General features: G+C 61.2%; 17 protein-coding genes. 14 read left to right on the top strand and 3 right to left on the bottom strand.

The window, feature by feature from the left end:
- Positions 1-14 precede the first annotated feature (14 nt).
- The 4 genes from folE2 to ACRZ94_RS02365 all read left to right on the top strand — a co-directional run bounded on the left by folE2 (position 15) and on the right by ACRZ94_RS02365 (position 5,298).
- Positions 15-1,118, top strand: a complete 1,104-nt coding sequence (gene folE2, locus ACRZ94_RS02380; protein WP_480650575.1) for a GTP cyclohydrolase FolE2 — start codon at positions 15-17, stop codon at positions 1,116-1,118.
- A 189-nt stretch (positions 1,119-1,307) separates the two neighbouring features.
- Complete coding sequence (locus tag ACRZ94_RS02375; RefSeq protein ID WP_480796589.1) at positions 1,308-2,225, top strand: hypothetical protein; 918 nt, start codon at positions 1,308-1,310, stop codon at positions 2,223-2,225.
- A gap of 50 nt (positions 2,226-2,275) precedes the next feature.
- Positions 2,276-3,724, top strand: coding sequence for a TrkH family potassium uptake protein (locus ACRZ94_RS02370; protein ID WP_480650579.1), 1,449 nt, complete (start codon positions 2,276-2,278; stop codon positions 3,722-3,724).
- Positions 3,724-5,298 carry a thiamine pyrophosphate-binding protein gene (locus ACRZ94_RS02365; protein ID WP_480796588.1) on the top strand — a complete coding sequence of 525 codons (1,575 nt, stop codon included), beginning with the start codon at positions 3,724-3,726 and terminating at the stop codon, positions 5,296-5,298. Before ACRZ94_RS02370 ends, ACRZ94_RS02365 begins: the two co-directional genes overlap by 1 nt.
- Before the next feature lie 50 nt (positions 5,299-5,348).
- Here the strand turns inward: ACRZ94_RS02365 and ACRZ94_RS02360 are convergent, their stop codons facing one another.
- Entirely contained in the window at positions 5,349-7,088 is a 1,740-nt protein-coding gene (locus ACRZ94_RS02360) for a serine protease (RefSeq protein ID WP_480796587.1), read from the bottom strand.
- Between the two features lie 205 nt (positions 7,089-7,293).
- On the opposite strand from ACRZ94_RS02360, the gene ACRZ94_RS02355 reads away from it, so the two are divergent.
- Positions 7,294-8,223, top strand: coding sequence for a glycine--tRNA ligase subunit alpha (locus ACRZ94_RS02355; RefSeq protein ID WP_480650585.1), 930 nt, complete (start codon positions 7,294-7,296; stop codon positions 8,221-8,223).
- An 8-nt stretch (positions 8,224-8,231) separates the two neighbouring features.
- On the opposite strand, the gene ACRZ94_RS02350 is transcribed toward ACRZ94_RS02355, so the two are convergent.
- On the bottom strand, positions 8,232-8,858 hold the full coding sequence (locus tag ACRZ94_RS02350; RefSeq protein WP_480650587.1) for a MarC family protein: 627 nt from the start codon (positions 8,856-8,858) through the stop codon (positions 8,232-8,234).
- A 97-nt stretch (positions 8,859-8,955) separates the two neighbouring features.
- On the opposite strand from ACRZ94_RS02350, the gene ACRZ94_RS02345 reads away from it, so the two are divergent.
- The 9 genes from ACRZ94_RS02345 to glmM all read left to right on the top strand — a co-directional run bounded on the left by ACRZ94_RS02345 (position 8,956) and on the right by glmM (position 21,179).
- Positions 8,956-9,477 carry a DUF6446 family protein gene (locus ACRZ94_RS02345; RefSeq protein ID WP_480650589.1) on the top strand — a complete coding sequence of 174 codons (522 nt, stop codon included), beginning with the start codon at positions 8,956-8,958 and terminating at the stop codon, positions 9,475-9,477.
- Positions 9,478-9,484: 7 nt separating this feature from the next.
- Positions 9,485-10,699, top strand: coding sequence for a sodium/glutamate symporter (gene gltS / locus ACRZ94_RS02340; RefSeq protein WP_480650591.1), 1,215 nt, complete (start codon positions 9,485-9,487; stop codon positions 10,697-10,699).
- A gap of 9 nt (positions 10,700-10,708) precedes the next feature.
- The gene (glyS, locus tag ACRZ94_RS02335) at positions 10,709-12,907 is read left to right on the top strand and encodes a glycine--tRNA ligase subunit beta (RefSeq protein WP_480796586.1); all 2,199 of its coding nucleotides are present in this window, start codon (positions 10,709-10,711) and stop codon (positions 12,905-12,907) included.
- Positions 12,908-12,971: 64 nt separating this feature from the next.
- Entirely contained in the window at positions 12,972-15,512 is a 2,541-nt protein-coding gene (locus tag ACRZ94_RS02330; protein WP_480796585.1) for a putative PEP-binding protein, read from the top strand.
- Between the two features lie 186 nt (positions 15,513-15,698).
- Positions 15,699-16,340, top strand: a complete 642-nt coding sequence (locus ACRZ94_RS02325; protein WP_480650597.1) for a cell wall hydrolase — start codon at positions 15,699-15,701, stop codon at positions 16,338-16,340.
- 73 nt (positions 16,341-16,413) lie between these two features.
- Positions 16,414-17,781, top strand: coding sequence for a multicopper oxidase family protein (locus ACRZ94_RS02320; protein ID WP_480796584.1), 1,368 nt, complete (start codon positions 16,414-16,416; stop codon positions 17,779-17,781).
- A 102-nt stretch (positions 17,782-17,883) separates the two neighbouring features.
- Entirely contained in the window at positions 17,884-18,804 is a 921-nt protein-coding gene (locus tag ACRZ94_RS02315) for a dihydroneopterin aldolase (protein ID WP_480650601.1), read from the top strand.
- Positions 18,801-19,799 (top strand): dihydropteroate synthase, encoded by a 999-nt coding sequence (folP, locus tag ACRZ94_RS02310; RefSeq protein ID WP_480796583.1) that lies wholly within the window; start codon positions 18,801-18,803, stop codon positions 19,797-19,799. Before ACRZ94_RS02315 ends, folP begins: the two co-directional genes overlap by 4 nt.
- A 36-nt stretch (positions 19,800-19,835) precedes the next feature.
- Positions 19,836-21,179, top strand: coding sequence for a phosphoglucosamine mutase (gene glmM, locus ACRZ94_RS02305; RefSeq protein WP_480650604.1), 1,344 nt, complete (start codon positions 19,836-19,838; stop codon positions 21,177-21,179).
- On the opposite strand, the gene ACRZ94_RS02300 is transcribed toward glmM, so the two are convergent.
- A complete protein-coding gene (locus ACRZ94_RS02300) occupies positions 21,176-22,078 on the bottom strand; it encodes a DMT family transporter (protein WP_480796582.1) in 903 nt (300 codons plus the stop codon). The genes glmM and ACRZ94_RS02300 overlap by 4 nt on opposite strands.
- Positions 22,079-22,109 lie beyond the last annotated feature (31 nt).

Raw genomic sequence — 22,109 nt, 5'->3', positions numbered from 1 at the left:
AGGAACTGTGATCGATGAACGTGCACCCCCGTGACATTGACGACGCACCCGACCATGACGAAGCCGCTGCCGCGCTGAAAACGCTGCGCAAATGGGCCCAGTCCGCGACCGAGGCCGAGATAAGCCAGCTTGATCCTGCCATCGCCCGTCTGGTGCCGGGTCTGGTTCCAGTGAACTACCCCTCGCTGTCGCGGGACTACCCCGAGGGGTTCGAGGTTGATGCCGCCTATCGCGCCACGCTGCCCGATCTGCAAAACGGTCCTTCCAGCCTGATCCGGGGGGCGAAACAACAGATTCAGCATGTGGGGATTTCGAATTTCCGCCTGCCGATCCGGTTTCACCGCAAACAGGGCGAAGACCTGACGCTGGAAACCTCGGTCACCGGCACCGTCAGCCTGGATGCGGAAAAGAAGGGCATCAACATGTCCCGCATCATGCGCTCGTTCTACAAACATGCCGAGCGTACGTTCAGCTTTGAGGTCATGGAGGCCGCGCTGGACGACTATATGACCGATCTGGACAGCTTTGACGCGCGCATCCAGATGCGGTTTTCCTACCCGGACAAGGTCAAAAGCCTGCGCTCGGGTCTGGAAGGGTATCAGTATTACGACATCGCGCTGGAACTGGTTGAACAGAACGGCGTGCGTCAGAAGATCATGCATCTGGACTACGTCTATTCCTCGACCTGTCCCTGTTCGCTGGAGTTGAGCGAACATGCCCGTTCGACGCGGGGGCAACTGGCAACGCCGCATTCGCAGCGCTCGGTTGCGCGGATTTCGGTTGTGGTGGATTGCGATGCCGATTGCCTTTGGTTTGAGGACCTGATCGAACTTTGCCGTCGGGCCGTGCCCACGGAAACGCAGGTCATGGTCAAGCGTGAGGACGAACAGGCTTTCGCAGAGTTGAACGCGGCCAACCCGATCTTTGTTGAGGATGCCGCCCGTCTGTTCTGCGCCCAGCTTTTGGCCGATCACCACGTTGGCGATTTCCGCGTCGTGGCCAGCCATCAGGAAAGCCTGCACAGCCATGATGCAGTCTCGGTCCTGACCGAAGGGCCGACCTTCGTCTCGCCCAGCCTCGATCCGCGTTTGTTCGCGACCCTGTTTCACGTCGGCTGATAGGGCGGGCGCGTCAAAGCCTGAAAATTGAGCTTGGCGGCGAATAATTGCCGCAGCGCAGCAAAAAATGCTGCGAATGCACCGTTTTTCGCGTAATACTGGCTCCGAGTGCAGCCGTGGCGCATGCTGCAAGCCTTTGTGCCACTCTGAAAGGAAGCCGAGACGTGAAACGCTCCGGGACTTCAAACTTTGGCACTTCGCCCGAAATTTCAGGGCGGGGCAGGGGTCTTCTTCCGTTTGAAGGTTGCATCGCTTTCACAGGAGAAATCACTAATGAATCCGATTACCCAACCGCTGGAGTTCCAGGCGGCGGCCATTCGCATGGCCGGCTACGCGGTTAGCAACCAGCTGAAGATCATGCAAATTCTGGCAAGCTCGGCGATGGAGCTGCCCTTTGCTCCGGTACACGCGCTGCATGCGTCGTCCTCGGCGCCGGCACCCGTCACCCCACGCCCCGCGGCCAAACCCAAGGCGGCGACCAAGCCTGTAGCAAAGAAGAAAACGGCGCCTGCGCCGAAGACAAAACCTGTTGTTCGCGCCCGAAAAGCACCCTTGGCAAAGGTCGAATCGCCTAAGGCTGAGGTGGCGAAGGCAAAGCCCGTCGCGGCCCAAAAAACGGCTGAGACCAAGCCTGCCGTGACAAAGCCGGCCGAAGCCGCCAAGCCCGCTTCGCGCACGCGTCGTGCGGCCCCTAAGCCTGCAGCGCAAACTGCACCGAAGGCTGCCGCAGCAAAACCCGCGGCCAAGGCAGCGCCCAAACCTGCGGCCTCGAAACCTGCGCCAAAGACTGCAGAGCCCAGACCCGCGGCCCGTCCGGCCCCGGCCACAGCGGTAAAGCCCGTCGCGGCCAAAGCCCAAACTGCAGCACCGAAAGCGGCGGCTGCCAAACCTGTTGCGCCTAAGGTTGCGGCGAAACCCGCTGCTCAGGCAAAAACCGCTAGCCCGAAGGCTGCGGCGAAGCCGGTCAGCGCTGCGAAAAAACCTGCGAACGCTCAGGCACCGGCAACATCGACCGGGGCACCGAAAGCCGCACCCCCGCAGCGTCGGACACGCGCGCCGTCCAAGCCGCCCGCGATGCCCACACCTGCGGCTAAAACGGACACGTAAACGGGACATCCGCTTGACTCAGTCGTGCAGGCGCGCCAACGCTGCGCCTCATGACGGATATGCGCCCGGTTGGATATGTGATTGGCCTATTGGTCGCCATTCTTGGGGCGACCATGATGCTGCCTATGCTGGCGGACCTCATCGAGGGGCGGGGCGAGTGGCATGTCTTTCTGGAAAGCGGCGTTATCACCATGCTGACAGGCGTTGTCCTGTCGATCAGCTGCTCGAACGGGGTGGGCGAAGGTCTGACGATCCGTCAGACCTTTTTGCTGACCACCGGCGTTTGGGTCGCGCTGCCGTTTTTCGGGGCGATCCCGTTTTTGTTTGGTGAAACCGAACTGCGCTTTGTCGATGCCTATTTTGAGGCGATGTCCGGCCTGACAACCACTGGTTCGACGGTGATATCGGGGTTGGATGAGTTACCGCAGGGCCTGTTGCTCTGGCGCGGGGTGCTGCAATGGCTGGGCGGTATTGGGATTATCGTTGTCGCCATGGTGTTCCTGCCCGAGCTTCGGGTCGGCGGGATGCAGATCTTCCGCTCGGAAGGGTTTGAGACCATGGGGAAAATCCTGCCACGCGCGCAAGAGATCGCGGGGCAGATCTCGCTGATTTACGTGTTTCTGACTGTGGTCTGTGCCCTTGTTTACGCCGGTCTGGGGATGGGGTTCTTTGATGCGCTGGTGCATTCCCTGACCACGATTTCGACCGGCGGATTCTCGAATTATGACGCGTCGTTCGGGACGTTTTCCGGCCCCGCAGAATATGCGGCATCGGTGTTCATGATCCTCGCGGCTCTGCCGTTCGTGCGCTATGTGCAGTTTGCAAATGGCAACACGAGTTCGATCTGGAAAGACAGCCAGATACGCGCCTTTCTGGCGACCATTCTGGTGCTGGTTGTCATCATGGCGGTGTTTCTGACCTCGGTCTTTCCGCATCATTGGGAACAGGCGGTCCGTGAGTCGTTGTTCAACATCACCTCGATCATTTCCGGTACGGGCTATGCCAGCGTCGACTACATGGGCTGGGGCAGTTTTCCGATCATGCTGTTTTTCCTGATCGGGCTGATTGGCGGCTGTGCGGGCTCGACCGCCTGTTCGATCAAGATCTTCCGCTATCAGCTTTTGTTCGCCTCGATCAAAACCCAGATTCGCCGCATCCGCTCACCCCATGGTGTCTTCACACCGCAATATGACGGGCGCCCGATTGGCACGGATGTTCTGACCTCGGTCATGAGCTTTTTCATGTTCTTCGTCGTCTCGCTGGGGGTGCTGGCATGGGCGCTGGCGTTGACGGGGCTCGACTTTATCACCGCTGTTTCGGGGGCCGCGACGGCCTTGGCCAATGTGGGGCCGGGGCTGGGGGACCAGATCGGCCCGGCGGGTAACTTTGCGGGGTTGAACGACACCGCCAAGTGGATGTTGTCGATCGGGATGCTAGTCGGGCGGCTGGAACTGCTGGCCGTTTACGCGCTGTTTACCGCGCAATTCTGGAGAAGCTGATGAAAAGACCTCTGGGTGCCCAGATTTCCCATATGCTGAGGGATCGGGGCGTTGACGTGATCTTTGGCATCCCCGGTGTACATAATCAGGAGATGTATCGGGGGATCGAAGAGGCCGGTATCACGCATGTTCTGGCCCGCCACGAACAGGGTGCGGGTTTTATGGCCGATGGTTATGCCCGTGCAACCGGCAGGCCGGGGGTGGCCTATGTGATCACCGGGCCGGGGCTGTGCAATATCATGACGCCGATGGGGCAGGCTTATTCGGATTCAGTTCCCATGTTGGTGATGTCCTCCTGTCTGGATGAAACGGCGTCCGTACAGGGCCAGTTGCACCAGATGAAAGACCAGCGCGGCGCGGCGGATACCGTGGCGGACTGGTCCTGTCAGGCCAATACCGCGCAAGCTGCTTATGGGCTGGTTGAGCGTGCGTTTGAAGAATTCGAACTGGCGCGCCCGCGGCCCAAGCATATACAGGTTCCGATTGCGCAGCTTGAGGCCGATGCCGACCCGGCACCTTTTCCCAATCAGCCCGGCCTGCGGTCCAAGGTGGTGCCGCCGGATGTGGCGCCGCTGATGTCCCTGCTGAATATCTCGAACCGCCCGCTGTTCATTCTGGGCGGTGGGGCGCGGTCGAACCTGTGGCGGCAAATTCTGACGCAACTGGGTGCGGCCTGTTTCACCACATATGCCGGGCGGGGGAAGGCCGGGCTGGGCTATGCGCTGGATTTCGGGGCCACGCTGCCGCGACCGGGCAGTGCGGATGTCATCGGGTCCGCCGACCTGGTGGTTGCCGTTGGCGCGGAACTGGGTGAGGTCGACCTGTGGCGCGACACGCTGGGGCATTCTTCGCATCTGGTGCGGGTCGATCTGGACCCGCAGGTTCTGTCTGACCGCCACCGCGCCGGGATCAAACTGCAGGTTGATGGCGAAAGCTTTGCCCATGCCCTGTGGGCTGCGATTGATGCGGTGAAGCCCGCCACCGGCTGGACCCGGGAAGAGGTCGCCGAGGCCCGCCAGCGCTGGCGCGCTGAATCCGATGCCGAACGTCCGGGGATTGTGCCCGTGCTGGACGCCCTGCGCGATGCGATGCCTGCGGATACGATGATCTATTCCGACATGACCCAATTCGCCTATGTCGCGAAAGAGGTCTGGGATATGGCCTTTCCCTATCACTGGCACCATCCCACCGGGTTCGGCACGCTGGGCTATGCACTGCCCGCCGGGATCGGTGGCGCGGTGGCACGGCGGGGCAAGCCCACGGCTGTGATCGCGGGGGATTACGGCTTTCACTACACGATGATGGAGCTGGGCGTGGCGGTTGAGCTTGGCCTGTCTCTGCCCATTATCCTATGGGACAATGGCAAACTGAAAGAGATCGAGGACAGCATGGTTCGCGGTCAGATCGCGCCCAACGCGGTGGTCGCGCAGAACCCCGATTTCTGCAAACTGGCCGAGGCGTTTGGGGCGCTGTCCGCCGCGCCATCCACTCTGGATGAGATGCAAGAGGCTGTACGCAGAGCTTTCGATGCACCGGTCCCAACCCTGATCCGCGTGACGCCAGACATCCTTTGAACGAAAAACGCCGCCCCGTGGGGCGGCGTATCCTTGGGCTGAGGCCGGGATCAATCCCAGCAATGTACCAGAACGGTCATCCCATTGGCGCGGCGGCTCAGCTCATTTGGTGAGACCTCAGATGCGGCTTGGCCGGGCTGAGGTTCAACGCCCGCCTGCTCCAGGGCGGCATTCAGACGCTTGGCGGTGGCGGCAAGGCTGACCGACGCGGGCAGGGTGCGCCCCTCGGACGGGGTGGGCAGCAGCATTCCCACGACTTGTCCGTTGCCGTCAAAGACCGGACCGCCCGCATCACCGGGCTGCGCCGCAAGGGCCAGACGCTTGACGCCATCTTCCCCGTTCAGGCCGCGCACATCGCTGATCTGGCCATAGGTCAGGGTCGGGGCTCCCAGCGCGCCCTGATAGGAAAAGCCCGACACTGCAACCTCGGACTGAATCCGGGGTGTGCTGGCGCTGAACTCGGCGATGTTGATCGGCGCTAGGCTGCGGCGGGGGCGCAGGACCGCGACACCCAGATCGGTATCCGCCCACGCCACCTGAACCTCTTGATCGTCGTTCAGAGTGATGCGGGTGCAGCTGTCCGTGGCCTCAGACACGGTCAGGATCGTACCGCTCGCATCGGTGAAAAAGCCCGAACGCGACAGGCGCGGTTTGCGGATTTGCAGGCCCGATACCAGATCGATCCGCTGATCGGCATCCGCGCCGGCCCCGGCATCCAGAACCGCGTCATTGGTTGCAAAGCTGGCCTTGATGGCCGCCAGAACACGGGCCCTCCGCGCGTCATCGCCTTCGGGCCAGACCAACGTAAAGCCCTTGATCTTGCCGTCGTTCAGTGTGGACTCGGTATAGGACACGACGCCATTGCCGCGCCCTTCCAGGGTAAAGCGGTCTCTGCCCAGCTGTCGCGGACCGTCCAGAGGCACGATTTCCAGCGATTGCATCACCTCATACAGTGCGCGCAGGGTGTCGCGGTTGCCTTGCTGGCTGATCAGCAGCGCCTTGGCGTCCAGATCGTTGGTGCTGTTGAAATGCGCAAAAGGGGCCTCATAGCGGTCGAACGCCATCACACCCAACGGCAGGTCCAGATCGATGCCCGCCTGCATGTCCGAATGACGGGCCATCCCGACGCTGATCAGCGGTTCGTTATAGTCGTCCATCAGTTGCTGGCGCTGGGCCGTGGTCAGAACGCCGGTGGCTTCAAACCCGTTAAAGCGCTGCCAGTCGCCCATGGACCGGCGCGTGCCCGCACCAAACGCGCCATCGATGGTGGAATTGTAGAACCCGGCGGCTTGCAGGGCGGTTTGCAGGCCGCGACGGTCTTCGGCGGACAAAAGACGCTCGGACTGCAGGGCCTGCGACCGTGTTTCATCCGACGGCTGAGGGGTCAGCCCGGCCGTGTCCGGGTCAGGTTGCGGGGCCGGATCAACAGGCGCGTTCACTGCGCCCTGATTCAGAGAGCTGGTTCCAACCGGCCAGAACTGCTGACCCAGAGAATTCGAAAACGCGATATAGCTGTCTGCGGGAATCTGCCCCTCGGCCCGGTAGACCTGTAGGACCTGCTCAGCATCGCCGCGCAAATAGGGGCCAATAACAATGGCATACCAGCCAGAGTTCAGGCGAAATCCGTTCACATCTGGCAGGACATTCGCGTATGCCTGTGCACGTTCCTGCGCCTCACGCAGGGATGGGCGTGCTTCGACCTGCACCCAGACGCCCGCGTCCTGCTGCGCTGAAACGGCACCGACGCCGATGGAAAATAGAAACAAAATTACAGTGAATATGCGTGTCATTGTCTGCCCGTGTCTGCGGTGTTTTGGCTTTGTGGCAGAGTACGCGAATTGCGGCGCGAAACGCCATGCCCGGAATACGGGGAATTTCCAGTGTGGCGGCGCAGTGACAGATGGGCGGCACTGGCCCGTTGACGCCCCTTGGCCCCTTGCATAGGAAGGGTCAAACCCATCGGAACCGGGCGCGGATGCGTCCAAAGGGAATGTCATGACCGAACCCAACAGCGCACCTCGTTCATTTCAGGAAATTATCCTGCGACTTCAGACCTATTGGGCGTCGAAAGGCTGCGCCATCCTGCAGCCTTATGACATGGAGGTGGGCGCAGGGACGTTCCACCCGGCGACGACGCTGCGCGCCTTGGGGTCCAAAGCGTGGGCTGCGGCCTATGTTCAGCCGTCCCGCCGCCCGACCGATGGGCGCTATGGCGAGAACCCGAACCGGTTGCAGCACTATTACCAGTATCAGGTGCTGATCAAACCCAGCCCGCCGGACCTGCAAGAGCTGTATCTGGGCTCGCTTGCGGCCATCGGCATCGATATGGACCTGCATGACATCCGCTTTGTCGAGGATGATTGGGAAAGCCCAACTTTGGGCGCATGGGGTCTGGGCTGGGAAGTCTGGTGTGACGGTATGGAAGTCAGCCAGTTCACCTATTTCCAGCAGGTCGGCGGCCATGACTGCGCGCCGGTATCAGGCGAACTGACTTATGGGCTTGAGCGTCTGGCCATGTATGTATTGGGCATCGACCACGTTATGGACATGCCGTTCAACGACCCGCAATCCCCCAGCCCACTGACCTATGGCGACATCTTCAAACAGACCGAGGAAGAGTACGCCCGCTGGAACTTTGACGTGGCGAACACTGAAGTGCTGCTGCGCCATTTCGAAGAGGCCGAGGCCGAATGCGCCGCCATTCTGGCGCAGGAACATGACGACCCGAAAACCGGCAAGCGCATTGTCATGGCGCACCCGGCCTATGACCAGTGCATCAAGGCCAGCCATGTCTTTAACTTGCTGGATGCGCGCGGCGTGATCTCGGTAACGGAACGTCAGGCCTATATCGGCCGCGTTCGCGCGCTGGCGAAACAATGCGCGGATGCGTTCCTGCTGACCGAGGCCGCCGGGTTCGAGGTGTAATGGGGCGCTCAGGCCAAACCGGGCAGCAGCACTTTCAGGCCATCAGCGATCATGCTGACGGCGATGGCCGACAGGATCATGCCCATGAAGCGGCTCATGATCACGCGGGCGTTGTCCGACAGGCGTTTGGCCAGGGCCGAGGCGTTCCAGAAGGTGATGAACAGCAAGAACAGCACCGCCAAAAATACCCCCGCGTAAAGAATGGCGTCTGCGGGTTTCGCGATGTGATGTGCATAAAGGATCAGCGTGGTGATCGTACCCGGGCCCACCAGAATGGGGAATGCCAGCGGGTAGAAGGCCACCGTCGCGGGTTCGGGATAGGATTGCTGCTCGCCTTTGGTTCCGTGATGCGGGGTGCTTTCCTTACCGCTCAGCATGTTCAGGCCGATCATCAGAACGACCAGCCCACCAGCGACGCGCAGGTCGTCCACGCTGATGCCGAACAGACCCAGCGCCTTGTTTCCGACCGCCGCAAACGCCGCGCCAAGGATCAGGCAATAGAGGGCCGTTTTCGCCGCCACCTTGCGTTGGTCAACGGGGGGCAGGCCGTCGGTAACGCTCAGGAAAATGGGCAGGTTGGTGATCGGGTTCATGATCGCAAACAGCGCGCCGAAGAACCCAACGGCAAGGGTCATGTCCATTCCAGAAACCTCATTCCCTTCTGTAATGGTTCGGAAACTGGCCTATTTCCCCTAAAGTTGAAAGAGGCCGCGTGATCAGGATGTTGAAAAGATGACGGGAAAACTGCTTGCACTTATCCTTGTGGTGTCCGCCATCGCGGCCGGATTCGGCATGTACTACCTTCAGGTCTACGGGTTCTACTATGATGTTGAGCCGAACCCCGGTCAGGACGTTGCGATACTGGCTCAAGGCGCGACAGATCCGCAGCCGATCCCGTATTCGGCGTTTCAAGCGATTGACGCCGACAGTTCCCCCATCCGCTACCGGGCCTGTTTCCAGACCGATCTGAGCGCCGAGGATCTGGCCGCGTTTCAGCCTGTTGAAAACCCCGAGCCGCTGACCGCGCCGGGCTGGTTTGACTGCTACGATGCCGTAGCCATCGCTGACGCGTTGAAAACCGGGCAGGCGCAGGCGTTCATCGGGGCTAAGAATATCCACTATGGTGTGGATCGCATCGTGGCCGTGACCTCGGATGGAAAAGGCTATGTCTGGCACGCCCTGAACAATTGCGGCGAAAAAGCCTATGACGGAACCGTGGTGGGCGAGGAATGCCCACCCCGACCCGAAAGCTGAGGGCCCCATGACCGACGCCGCGCTGCACGTTCCCAATTTCCTGACCGCCACGCTGGGCATCGCGGTCTATCTGATCGGGGCCGAGATAAATGCGCGCGTCGCAATGCTGCGTCAGTTCAATATCCCCGAACCGGTCACGGGCGGTTTGCTGGCCTCGTTCACGCTGTTGTTTCTGTATCTTGTGACGGGCCTTGAGCTGAGTTTCGATCTGTCTGCGCGTGACTTCCTGCTGATCGTGTTCTTTGCGGGGATCGGGCTGAACGCCCGGTTGGCTGATTTGATTTCCGGCGGCAAGCCTCTGTTGCTGCTGCTCATTTTAACGCTGTTGACGATCATAGCCCAAAACGTGGTCGGCGCTGCCGGAGCGGTGGCGTTCGGCTATCCGGCGCAGGCGGGGGTTCTGTTCGGCTCAGCCGCCCTGATCGGTGGGCATGGCACTGCCATCGCCTGGGCACCCGAGGTTGGTGCAGTCACCGGCCTAAGTGGTGCGACCGAATTGGGTGTGGCCGTGGCGACTCTGGGCCTTGTTCTGGCGGCGGTGGTGGGCGGGCCTATTGCCCGCTTTCTGGTTGAGGGTAAGAACCTGACCCCGGATCGCCCTGACGAAGAACATACGGTCGGCCTGCCGGACGAGGCGACCGAGGCCGAGGCCAAGATCGATCACCTCACCATCATGCGCGTTCTGCTGCATCTGAATCTGGCCATCATCTTCGGCTATATGCTGAACGAAGCAATTGATGCGACGGGGCTGAAGCTGCCTCTGTTCGTGCCCTGCCTGATCATGGGGATCGTGATTGCCAATATCCGCGCGGCTCTGGCACCCAACGCGCCGCCCGTATCGCGGACACCATCGCTGGCGTTGATCTCGGAATTCTCGCTGGGCGCGTTTCTGGCCATGTCATTGATGAGCCTGCAGCTATGGACCATTGCCGAACTGGGTCTGGCCATCGTCGTCATCATGGCAGCACAGACGCTGTTTGCCGTGGCTTTCGTGATCTGGGTGCTGTTCCCGGTGATGGGCGGCAACTATCGCGCCGCTGTTCTGTCCGCCGGGTTCGGCGGCTTTGCCCTGGGCGCGACCCCCACCGCAATTGCCAATATGACCGCAGTAACCAAGCGATATGGCCCATCGCCTATTGCCTTTATTGTGCTGCCCCTTGTATCCGCCTTCTTTGTGGACATCGCCAATGCCGTCGTCATTCAGACGATCGTAAATTTCTAAGGACCGAAAATGCCCGACCTGCTGATCGAACTGTTTTCCGAGGAAATCCCCGCCCGCATGCAGACCCGCGCCGGTGAGGACCTGAAAAAGCGGATCACCGATGGTTTGGTCGAGGCGGGCCTGACCTATGCCGGCGCGGCAGCGCTGACCACGCCCCGCCGCCTGACGCTGGCGATTGAGGGGCTGTTGGCCGAAAGCCCCACCATCCGCGAGGAACGCAAAGGCCCCAAGGTCGGCGCGCCGGACAAAGCCATTGAGGGCTTTCTGCGCGGTGCGGGTCTGACCCGCGACCAGTTGGAAGAGCGTGATACGCCCAAAGGCGCTGTCTATTTCGCCACCATCGAAAAGCCGGGCCGCCCGGCGGCCGAGATCGTGGCCGAGGTGCTTGAGGCGACCATCCGTAACTTCCCCTGGCCCAAATCGATGCGCTGGGGCAGTGGCCCCCTGCGCTGGGTCCGTCCGCTGCATTCGATTCTGTGTATTCTGTCGGATGAGACGGGCGCGCAGGTCGTTCCACTGGACGTCGACGGCATTCAGTCCGGCGACACCACCGCCGGCCATCGCTTTATGGCCCCGGCTCGGTTCGCGGTGACCTCGTTTGACGACTATTCCGCCAAGCTGAAAAGCGCCTTTGTGGTCCTGAACCCGTCTGACCGGGCCGAGCATATCTGGAACGACGCCCAGAACATGGCTTTTGCTGCCGGTCTGGAAGTGGTCGAGGACAAGGGTCTGCTGGCCGAGGTTGCCGGGCTGGTCGAATGGCCCGTGGTGCTGATGGGGCAGATCGACGATGAATTCCTGAACCTGCCGCCCGAGGTGCTGCAGACCTCGATGAAAGAGCATCAGAAGTTCTTCTCGGTCCGCAATCCCAAGACCGGCCGGATTGAACGGTTCATCACCGTTGCCAACCGCGAGACCGCCGACAATGGCGCGACCATTCTGGCAGGCAACCAAAAGGTTCTGTCCGCCCGTCTGGCCGATGCGAAATTCTTCTGGGAAAATGACCTGCGGATCGTCAAATCCGATGGTTTCGAGCCTTGGGTCGAGAAGCTGGATGTGGTGACCTTCCACGCCCAGTTGGGATCGCAGGGTGAGCGGGTGGCGCGGATCGCTGCGTTGGCGCATGAGCTGGCAACCGCTACTGGCGCAACGCCCGCTTTGGCGATGATGGCTGCGCAGGGGTGCAAGGCGGATTTGTCATCGGAAATGGTTTACGAATTCCCCGAGCTTCAGGGCCTGATGGGCCGCTACTATGCCGACGCCGCCGAACTGCCAGCCGAGGTTGGGAAGGCGAGCGAGGAGCATTACTCGCCCCTCGGCCCTTCGGATGATGTGCCCACTGCGCCGGTCTCGGTGGCGGTTGCGCTGGCCGACAAGCTGGACACGCTGACCGGGTTCTGGGCCATTGATGAAAAGCCCACCGGATCGAAGGACCCCTTTGCTTTGCGCCGTGCCGCGCTGGGCGTGATCCGGTTGATCCTGACCAATGATCTGCGGCTGCCTTTGAACGCGACCTTCGAAAGTGCGCTGAAAATCCTGCTGAAACTGCCCGAATGGCAGACCGCATTGCTGGAGGCCAAGGCCAAACAAGCTACAGCCGAAGATGCCGACGCCGCCGCGCAAGAGGTGCACGGTCTGGCTCATCAGGTCGAAGCGGCCAGTGCCATAGTGGCTGCGGCGCCAGCGGATCTGCTGTCCTTCTTCCACGACCGCCTCAAAGTGTTTTTGCGCGATGAGGGCATCCGCCATGACATTATCGATGCCTGCATCGCGATGGAGGGGAATGACGACCTCAACCTGCTGGTCAAACGCGCCCGCGCGCTGAACGCTGTCATTTCGACCGAGGATGGCGAGAACCTTGTGCAGGGCTTCAAACGCGCCAACAACATCCTGACCCAGGCCGAGGAAAAGGACGGCGTCGAATATTCCTACGGTGCGGATGTGAAATTCGCCGAGACCGACAGTGAAAAGGCGCTGTTTGCGGCCCTTGATGGGGTTCAGGACAAGATCGACGCAGCGCTGAAGGCCGAAGACTTCCCCGCTGGCATGTCCGCAATGGCGGCGCTGCGCGGTCCGGTCGATGCGTTTTTTGAAGATGTTCAGGTCAACACCGACAATGACATCCTGCGCCGCAACCGTCTGAACCTGCTCAGCCAGATCCGTCAGGTCTGCTCCAGCGTGGCGGACCTCAGCAAGATCGAAGGCTAAGCCAGAACGCCCTTGCGCCAGTGGTGCAGGGGCTTATGCTGCGTGCAAACCAAAAGGTGCCGCAGTGCAGAATAATCCGCATACCACTTTGATTACGACCGACGCGCCCGTGGCCACGACAACCCATGGCGGGCGGGCGAAATGCCTGCAACGTCTGGTCCGGCTGGATTTGCCAGTGCCACGCACGGTGGCATTGTCCTTTGATGCAGTGCAGAAAATCGCCGAAGGGCAGGTGCCTGATATCGCGGCCATTCTGGATCAGTTCGATCAGAGCGCGTTGTTGTGCGTAAGGCCCAGTTCCGAAGACCCCGATTGGGGCGGTCCGGGGGCGGTTCTGAACATCGGCATGAATGATGCCCGCTATGTTGACCTGTCGGATTCCATGGGGGCCGAGGCCGCCGCTGCCCTGTATCTGCGCTTTGTCCAAAGCTACGCGATCCATGTGGCGCGTCTGGATGCGGATGTGTTTGACGACATTGATGCCGATGGGTGCGAAGGTTTGCGTCTGTCCCTGCAAGCCTACGAAGGTGAAACCGACGAGGCCTTTCCGCAGGATCAGGGAGAGCAGCTGATCGGCGTGCTCAGATCGATGGCGCGGGCGTGGGATGGCACCTCGGCCCGTTTGTTGCGGCAGGCCAAGGGGGCACCGGCGGATGCCGGGCTGGGGCTGGTTATTCAGGAGATGATCCCGGGCGTCGGGCAGGGTGAGTGCGGCTCAGGCGTGTTGCAGCTGATCGACTCGACGACTGGAATGCCTCAGATCACAGGCCGGTATCTGAGCCAAAGCCAGGGGCGCGATGCGCTGGGGGACGACGTTGCCGCCCTGTATCTGGAAAAGGACCCGCGCGGGAAATCTTTGGAAGAGGTCGCGCCCGAAGCCTTTGCCAGCCTCAAAGCGCATGCGGCGTTGATGCGGACCAAACTGCGCGAGGAAATGCAGGTCGAATTTGTTATCGAAAATGGCCATGTGCACATTCTGGACGGTGTGCGCGTGCAACGCAGTGCGCGCGCTGCGCTGCGGATTGCTGTGCGGCTGGCCGAAGATGGCATCATCCCACCGCAAGAAGCGGTAATGCGCGTCGATCCTCATTCGTTGAATGAGATGTTGCACCGGCAGGTCCACCCCGAAGCGCGCCGCGATGTTCTGACCACCGGGATTGCCGCCAGCCCGGGTGCGGCTACCGGCAAGATCGTATTCACGGCGGCCGAAGCGCAGGCCAGCGCCGCACGCGGTGAGCCCTGTATTCTGGTGCGCCGCGAAACCTCGCCCGAGGATGTGCGTGGTATGCATGCCGCCGTCGCTGTTCTGACCGAGAAGGGCGGCATGACCAGCCATGCCGCTGTGATTGGACGGGGACTGGGTCTGCCGTGTATCGTCGGCGCCTCTGAGATGCGGTTTCAAACCAAGAAACGTCTGCTTTCGGCCCCTGATGGCCGCGTGTTCAAAACCGGAGATACGCTGACGATCGACGGCACGTCAGGGCAGGTGTTAGCCGGACAGCCCGCCATGCTTGAGGCCGCGCTGGATGATTGCTTCCAGACGCTGATGGGATGGGCGGACAAAGAGCGTGACATTGCCATTCGCGCCAACGCCGATACGCCTGCCGATGCGCAGACCGCGCGCAATTTCATGGCGCAGGGGATCGGCCTGTGCCGGACCGAGCATATGTTCTTTGATCCGGGCCGCCTGATCGTAATGCGCGAGATGATCTTTGCCCAAACCCCATCTGGTCGAGCCGCAGTGCTGGCGCGTCTTTTGCCCATGCAGCGTGAAGATTTCGTGCAGCTTTTCCGGATTATGGAAGGGCAGCCCGTCTGCATCCGCCTGTTCGATCCGCCCTTGCACGAATTCCTACCGACCACGCGCAGCGGGCAGCGTGAACTGGCCGAAGCCTTGGACCTGCCGGTGTCAGACGTAGAACGGCGCGTGGCGGCGATGACCGAATACAACCCCATGCTGGGGCTACGCGGTGTTCGGTTGGGCGTGACCGTGCCGGAAATCTACGACATGCAGGCCCGCGCCATTTTTGAGGCCACGCTTGAGGCCAGCAAAGACGGGGCCCCCGTGGTGCCCGAGGTTATGATCCCGCTGGTCTCCGCCAAGCGAGAGGTCGAGCTGGTTAAATCCCGTATCGACTCTGTCGCCGCCGCCGTCGCCAGCGAACGGGGGCAGGAGTTCGAATATCGACTGGGTGTCATGGTCGAGACGCCGCGCGCCTGCCTGCGGGCTGACGAAATCGCGCCGCAAACCGCGTTTCTGAGCTTTGGTACCAACGACCTGACCCAGATGACCTATGGCCTGTCGCGCGATGATGCGGGGCGGTTCATGTCAGCCTATGTGCGTCAGGGTGTTTTTGCCGAAGACCCGTTCCATGTTCTCGATGCCGATGGTGTTGGGGAACTGCTGAAACTGGGATCTGAGCGTGGACGTCAGGCGCAGCCGGAAGTTACACTGTCCGTATGTGGCGAACACGGCGGCAATCCCGAATCAATCGCCCTTTGCCGCGACCTTGGGTTTGACTATGTATCCTGCTCTCCGTTCCGGGTGCCGGTCGCTCGGCTGGCTTCCGCTCAGTTGGCGATTTCGTCCAGACTTGGGGGTTGACTTGGGCCCAAAGCCCTAGGATTAGTGGTTTTCAGGTGATCTTGTGGCGAGAGTTTTTTCGCTCACGGGCGGTTTTCCACTTGCTTTTTCTTCTGAACTGGACGTCCTGACCGGATTGCGCTAGATGCCTCGTCGCGCCCGCCGGGGGAGGGTACGGCGCGATAAGTGCCTGTGCGAGGTTATCTGATGCTACGATACATACTGGCTGCTGCCACCATGGCGGCAACCATGCTGCCGAGTGTGTCTTTCGCTGAAAGGGAAGCCACCGATACTGCCAAAAGCGAACTTGTCAGCCGGACCGAAGTTCCCGGCCAAAATTTTCGCGACTATCTGACAATGTTCAAGCCGCGCAAAGCGCTTGAGCCAAAAACTGTTTCCTACTCCAAAGACTGGCTGGACCAACAACCCAAAGCCAGCGGAGATGAGAATTTCAACTGTCTGGCCGAGGCCCTGTATTTTGAGGCGCGGGGCGAAAGCGTGCGCGGACAGTTTGCCGTGGCCGAGGTCATCCTGAACCGTGTCAAAAGCAGCCGTTTCCCGAATTCGCTGTGCGGTGTGATCAAGCAGGGCACCGGCAAGAAATACCAGTGTCAGTTCACCTACACCTGTGACGGCCATAAGGAAGTCATCCGCGAGAAAAAAGCCTATGAGCGTGTGTCCAAAGTGGCGCGTGCGGCGATTGACGGGATCTCGAAAGAACTGACTGAGGGCGCCACGCACTACCACACCACCGCAGTGCGCCCGTCCTGGTCACGCGTCTACAAAGAAACCGCGCGGATCGGTGTTCATATTTTCTACAGGCACAACTATCAAACCGCGAGCAACTGATTGACGCACCCGCGCTGGAAGCTTGCTGGCGCGGGGCGTTCTATGATCTAGATTGCGGGCCAGGAGGCCCGCAATGATATTTTCCCGCCGTGTTTTTCTGAAATCTGCCGCTGCCTTGACGATGCTGCCAAAGGCCTCTTTGGCGAAGCCCGCCCATTTGGTCGCACAAACAGCTACGCAACGGATTGCGCCCGAGGGCTTTCCTGACACGCCGGTCTGGACCTATGGCGGCAGCGTTCCAGGGTCTGAGATCAGGGTGCCGCAGGGCGGGCGCGTTCAGCGCCGGTTGGTCAACGATCTGCCCCAGCCTACAACGGTGCATTGGCACGGTATTCGGATCGATAACGCGATGGACGGTGTGCCGGGCCTGACACAGGACCTTGTCGCGCCGGGGGGAGGTTTCGACTATGACTTTATTGTGCCTGATGCGGGAACTTATTGGTATCACGCACATAATCGCTCGGTCGAACAGGTGGCGCGCGGGTTGTACGGACCTCTGATCATCGAAGAACCCCAAGCCCCGGATGTGGATCAGGACCTGACCCTGATGCTGGATGACTGGCGTTTGGACCCCGAGACGGCGCATATCGTGGAGGATTTCGACAATGGCCACGATCAAAGCCATGCCGGGCGGCTGGGCAATCTGGTGTCCGTCAACGGGCAGTTCGATCCCGTCTTTTCCGTGCAAACCAATGAGCGCCTGCGCCTGCGCCTGATCAACGCGTCGAACGCGCGGATCTATGATCTGTCACTGGACGGGTTAGCGGGATGGATCGTGGCACTTGACGGAATTCCGCTGGAAACGCCGCTGCGGGTTGAGGAGAGCTTTCCACTGGCACCGGCACAGCGCGCCGACCTGATTTTGGATGTTCAGGCCGAGACGACGGCAAGCCTTGTCAGCCTTGAGCGTGAGGGTGGATTTGGCCTCATGCGGTTTGCGGTGTCGGGGCAGGCGGCCCGAACCGCGCGCACGGGAATAACCCCATTGCCATCAAACCCTTTGCCGCGTCTGGAATTGGACGGCACACCCCTGCACCAGATGCGTCTGCAGGGCGGGGCGATGCGTTGGCTGGACTCGGCCAAGCTGGGCGGGACCGACCTGTCCGGTCAGGAACTGGCGCAATTGGGTCGGTTCTGGGCGCTGAATGGTTATGCGGAGCGTCCGCAGACCCCGTTTCTGGATGCGCCTCTGGGGTCCGCTCACAGGATTGAGTTTGTCAACGAAACCGCCTTTCCGCATGCCATGCATCTGCATGGGCACCACTTTCGCCTGATCCTGGCCGATGGCAGCCTCGGGCCCTGGCGCGATACGGTTCTGGTCGGGCGGGGCGAGACGCGGCAAATCGCGTTGGTGACGGACAATCCGGGCGATTGGCTGCTGCATTGTCACATGCTTGGGCATGCCGCTTCGGGCATGATGAGCTGGTACCGGGTGTCCTGACGCCGCATTCGGTGACTAGAATGGCGCGTGAGGCAGTGCTATACGCCCGCGCATCGTTTAGTTTTGGCTGACCAGCCCACCCAGCACGAAAAGGTCCGTTGCATGAGCTCTGAAATCCGTCTTGCCTTTGCGCACCCGTCCGAGCGCTCTGAGGCGACAGCGACGCGCGGCCCGCTGGATCGTATCTCGTTGCGGGATCATATCGTCGAGGTTGAGATCGGCGCCTTTCAGGCCGAGCGCGGCACGACGCAGCGCATCTGTTTCAACATCGTGGTCGAAGTGCAGCCGCTGACCGATCCGATTGACGATGACGTGGATCGCATCCTGTCCTATGACCGTGTGACCGAGGCGATTGCCCATGAACTGGCCGCCGAACGTCTGAACCTGCTTGAGACGCTGGCCGACCGTGTGGCGGAACGTATTCTGCTTGAGCCTCAGGCTGTAAGGGCCTTTGTTCGCATCGAAAAACTGGATCGGGGTCCCGGCGCTCTGGGTGTTGAAATCGTGCGCGGAAAGGACACGGTTCACCATGAAGTGGTCGAGGAAGAACGCCCGCATCCCCGGCTGGTCTTCCTGTCGAATGAGGCGATTGCCTCGGACAATCTGACCGGGTGGATCGATCAGTTGGAAAACCGTCAGCGCCCGCTGATCCTGTGCGTCGGCGCGGCAGAGATGCCCGTTTCGCAAACCGGGCACGCGATGACGCAGCGCCGGATTGACCTGCTGGCGATCGAGCAGAACGCATGGGTTCTGGCCGCCCGCGACCACCGCTGCGTGGTTGTTTCGACCCGGACCGAGCTGGACTGGGCCATGAAGAACGGCCAGATCAGTGTCTGGGCCCCGTCCAAGATCGTGCTGGATGCGGTGGATGGCCCCTCGGCAGCTCCGTCGGATGCGGTTGCATTGGCGGCGTGGTTCGCGGCCACGTTCGAGGCCAGTGAAATGATGGTGATCGGCGGCGCTTTGCCGACCGACCCCCAAACGCCGCTGCGTGCTGTTTCAGTGGATCAGGCACAGTTGTGAGCACCTATTACCGTCCGCTGGTTCAGCATGGCCAGGCCCGACCTGCTGGGGCCGTGCCTCTTGCTGGGCAGGACCTGTGGTTCACCCATGCTGAGCGGATTTCGCGGTCCGCCGCGCCGGTTATTGTGACAGCGCAAGACATTCCTGAGGACATTCTGACCCGTCTGAGCCGCCCAAGGGCCGGTATTGCGGGTTTGGATGTGAACCGCCCGCAGATCATGGGTATCCTCAATGCGACGCCCGACAGTTTCTCGGATGGAGGGCTGCACAATTCAGTCGAGGCCGCGGTCGCATCTGCAGAGCGGATGGTTCAAAACGGTGCCAGCATTCTGGATATCGGCGGCGAGTCGACCCGCCCGGGTGCCTCTTACGTTCCCGAAGACGAAGAGATCGCGCGCACCCAACCCATTATCACAGCGATCCGAGCCAAAACCGATGCGTTGATTTCAATCGACACGCGCAAGGCCAGTGTCGCGCAAGCCGCGTGGGAGGCTGGCGCGGGCCTGATCAACGATGTGTCCGGGTTTACTTTTGACGAACAACTGGCCCCGTTCTGTGCGGGGGTGGGGGCTCCGGTCTGTGTGATGCACATGCAGGGCGATCCGGCGACGATGCAGGATGATCCGCAGTACGCCGACGTTCTGCTGGACGTTTATGATTTCCTCGATGGCATGGTCGCACAGTTGGAACGGCTTGGCCTGAGCCGGGATCAGATCGTTGTGGATCCCGGTATCGGATTTGGAAAAAACCAGGATCACAACCTGGCATTGTTGCAAAACATAAGTCTTTTCCACGGAGTCGGCTGTCCGATTTTACTGGGCGTGTCGCGCAAAGGCTTCATTGGCCATATAGGGCAAGAACCCCGCAAGGATGCTCGGGCACCGGGTTCCATCGCCGTGGCCTTGGCGGGATTGGCGCAGGGGGTGCAGATCCTGCGGGTGCATGACGTGGCCGAGACCTCTCAGGCCTTGCGTCTGTGGGCTGCGGTCCGGTAATCCCATTCGCAAAGAGTTATTTGACGGAGTTTGAAGATGCGCAAACTGTTCGGAACCGATGGCGTGCGGGGTACTGCCAACACGCATCCGATTACGGCCGAGATGGCCTTGCGCATTGGGGCGGCTGTAGGGCGGTACTTCCGGCGGGATCATTCCTCGGCCCATCGGGTGGTGATCGGCAAGGATACGCGCCTGTCCGGGTATATGCTGGAAAACGCGCTGACGGCGGGGCTGACGTCTACGGGCATGAACGTGCTGTTGCTGGGGCCGGTGCCGACACCTGCGGTCGGGCTGATGACCCGCTCGATGCGGGCCGATCTGGGGGTCATGATTTCGGCCAGCCACAACCCGGCCGAAGATAACGGGATCAAGTTCTTTGGCCCCGATGGCTATAAGCTGTCGGATCAGGCCGAGCTTGAAATCGAACGCCTGATCGAAGAGGGCGTTGAGCCGACGCAGGCGCAAAACATTGGTCGGGCACGCCGCGTGGACGATGCGCGTTTCCGCTATGGTGAGCGGATCAAATCTTCGCTGTCGCGCAGTGTGCGGCTGGACGGGTTGAAAGTGGTGGTCGATTGCGCCAATGGCGCAGCCCACCGCACCGCGCCCGAAGTCTTGTGGGAGCTTGGGGCCGATGTCATTCCCGTCGGCGTCGCGCCAAACGGTAAGAACATCAACCTGAATTGCGGATCGACAAAACCTCAGCTGGCGGCCGAGACGGTCGTGGCCCATGGCGCGGATGTGGGGATTTGCCTTGATGGCGACGCTGACCGCGTGGTGATGGTGGACGAGAACGGTCAGGTGGCCGATGGCGATCAGCTGATGGCGCTGCTGGCGACCAGCTGGGCCAAGGCCGATCGCCTGCAAGGCGGCGCGCTGGTTGCGACGGTAATGTCGAACCTTGGGCTGGAACGCCATCTTGAGGCGCAGGGCCTGCGGCTGGAACGCACCGCTGTTGGCGATCGCTATGTGGTCGAACGGATGCGTGAGGGCGGGTTCAATCTGGGCGGTGAGCAATCGGGCCACATCGTCATGAGCGACTACGCCACCACCGGTGATGGCCTTATGGCCGGTCTGCATTTCCTGGCCGAGATGGTGCATTCGGGACGCAAAGCCTCGGAACTGTCCGTGCAGTTCGAAACCGTTCCGCAATTGCTGAAGAATGTGCGCTATCAGGATGGGCAGGCCCCGCTGGAAAACAGCACTGTCAAAGCGGCCATTGCGGATGCCGAATCCCGTCTGACCGGGCAAGGGCGCCTGTTGATCCGAAAGTCGGGCACGGAACCTCTGATCCGGGTGATGGCGGAATGCGAGGATGACACGCTGCTGACTCAGGTCGTTGACGGTATCGTGGCCGAGGTTGAGGCCGTCGCCGGCTAACGCCCGATCAGCATTTTGCGCAGGCTGAACCACTGGCTGATGGCCAGCCCGGTCAGGATCATCACAAGGGCGATGTAGAATCGCAGGGGCAGGGCTTCGGACAGGATCCACGCCCCGAAAATCATTGACCAGATCGGCACCTGATAGTTGACCAGCGTCATGAACACAGACCCCGCGCTGCGAATGATTGATACGCGCAGCAGCGTGGCAAAGGCTGTGGGTAACAGCCCCAGGGCGATGATCGCAAGGCCGGGGCGGGTGCCCTCCCACCGGGGCAGGCCCTCGGTCATCACCATGATCGGCACCAGCAAGGCGGCCCCCACCACCAAGGACAAGGCGGCCAGCGTGACCGGATCAATAGGCGGGCAGCGCCGGGTCAGGATCGAGGCGCAGGAATAGCACAGGGCGGCGGCGATACAGGCCAGCTGCGCCACGGGTTCCGCGCCCTGACCAATCTGCATCAGACCGGGGCCGATCAGAACCAATGCGCCGCAAAATCCCAATGAGACGCCCAGAAAACGGCGAAGGTTCAGCGGCTCATCTGAGAAGAAATGCGCCAGTGGCAGAACCATCAGGGGAATCGCGGCCATCGACAGGCCCGCAAAGGCCGAGGGCACATATTGCTGCCCCCAGCTCAGCAGCATGAAAGGCAGCGCGGTCGATAATACGCCTGTGATGGCGATGTAGAACCACAGTGTCGGATTGCCGGTTGGCATCTTGCGCCCGGTCAGCGCCATCATCGCCAGCAACGTCACCGCCCCCAGCGTGGTGCGTGCGGTGGCGACTGTGACGGGCCCATACCCCTCTAGCGCTATGGCGACCACCATGAACGTCCCACCCCAGATGAGGCCCAGAGTGATGACGCCGCTCCAATCGCGGGATGTGGGTTGGTCAACCATGATACGCCTTGGGAATTGAGGCTGCAGTGAC

The sequence above is a fragment of the Ruegeria sp. CH10 genome, assembly GCF_056537125.1.
Note: the sequence above shows the minus strand (reverse complement) of the source record. Positions and strands in the feature narration are given on the sequence as shown.